The 1,006-nt window shown below is 42.6% G+C and carries 3 rRNA genes; all 3 read right to left on the bottom strand.

Going from position 1 to position 1,006, the window contains the following annotated elements:
* Positions 1-177: ribosomal RNA gene (locus tag HQ43_RS03695) — 16S ribosomal RNA — on the bottom strand; the annotation flags it as partial.
* Between the two features lie 431 nt (positions 178-608).
* A 5S ribosomal RNA gene (gene rrf / locus HQ43_RS03690) occupies positions 609-717 on the bottom strand.
* A gap of 189 nt (positions 718-906) precedes the next feature.
* A 23S ribosomal RNA gene (locus tag HQ43_RS09990) occupies positions 907-1,006 on the bottom strand; the annotation flags it as partial.

Genomic DNA, 1,006 nt, shown 5'->3' with positions numbered 1-1,006 from the left:
TATTAGTCCGAATTTCTCCGGGTTATCCCCCTCTGACAGGTAAGTTGCATACGCGTTACGCACCCATCCGCCGGTCGCCATCTAAATCAGCAAGCTGAAATAATGCTGCCCCTCGACTTGCATGTGTTAAGCCTATCGCTAGCGTTCATCCTGAGCCAGGATCAAACTCTTCTTTGTCATTTTGTTTCTATTTTATTCCTNCGACTTGCATGTGTTAAGCCTATCGCTAGCGTTCATCCTGAGCCAGGATCAAACTCTTCTTTGTCATTTTGTTTCTATTTTATTCCTATGCTCAGTATTACTTCCTTCCTATTTATATAATCAGGTAATTGACAGGGTCACTATATCCATTTTATAATGGAGTGTCCCTTGTACTACTTGTTGTATATTGTCCAATATGTCTATGATCTTTACTTCTTTACAAACAGGTATCTCCCATTCGTGGGTGCAAAGTTACAACAATATTTCGATTAAACAACACCCAACGAAAATTTATACGGCAAAATCCAAGAAAAATATTCCCTTTATTTTCTCAAAACCGGCCAACCTGCAAAAACAAAGGAGAGAGCCATGTTCCTGTTACGGTTCATGCCTCTCTCCTTCTCTTCAAGTGGCGGCTACCTACTCTCCCATTTGCATAGTACCATCGGCGTGATCGGGCTTAACTGCTCTGTTCGGAATGGTTAGAGGTGGATCCCCGATGCTATAGCCACCTTTATTGGCTTCGCAAGTCCGTCGGTGTCTTCGTTTCTCTTGTCTCGTTCGTTTCCCTATCCGACTTCTTCGCTATCTCTTTCTCGTGTCCGAAGCATATCCTCCAACACTTCTTGCACGTTATATGTCTAACATATACGGAGAAAAGAACATAGTCCTAAAACTACAATACCCTTTATTTGAGAGATCTTCTCAATATAAGCGTTCGGGAGATTAGTACCACTCGGCTGAATACATTACTGCACTTGCACCTGTGGCCTATCTACGTCATCGTCTGTAACGTCCCTGATAA

Source organism: Porphyromonas canoris (genome assembly GCF_000769115.1).
Lineage (GTDB): Bacteria > Bacteroidota > Bacteroidia > Bacteroidales > Porphyromonadaceae > Porphyromonas_A > Porphyromonas_A canoris.
Note: the sequence above shows the minus strand (reverse complement) of the source record. Positions and strands in the feature narration are given on the sequence as shown.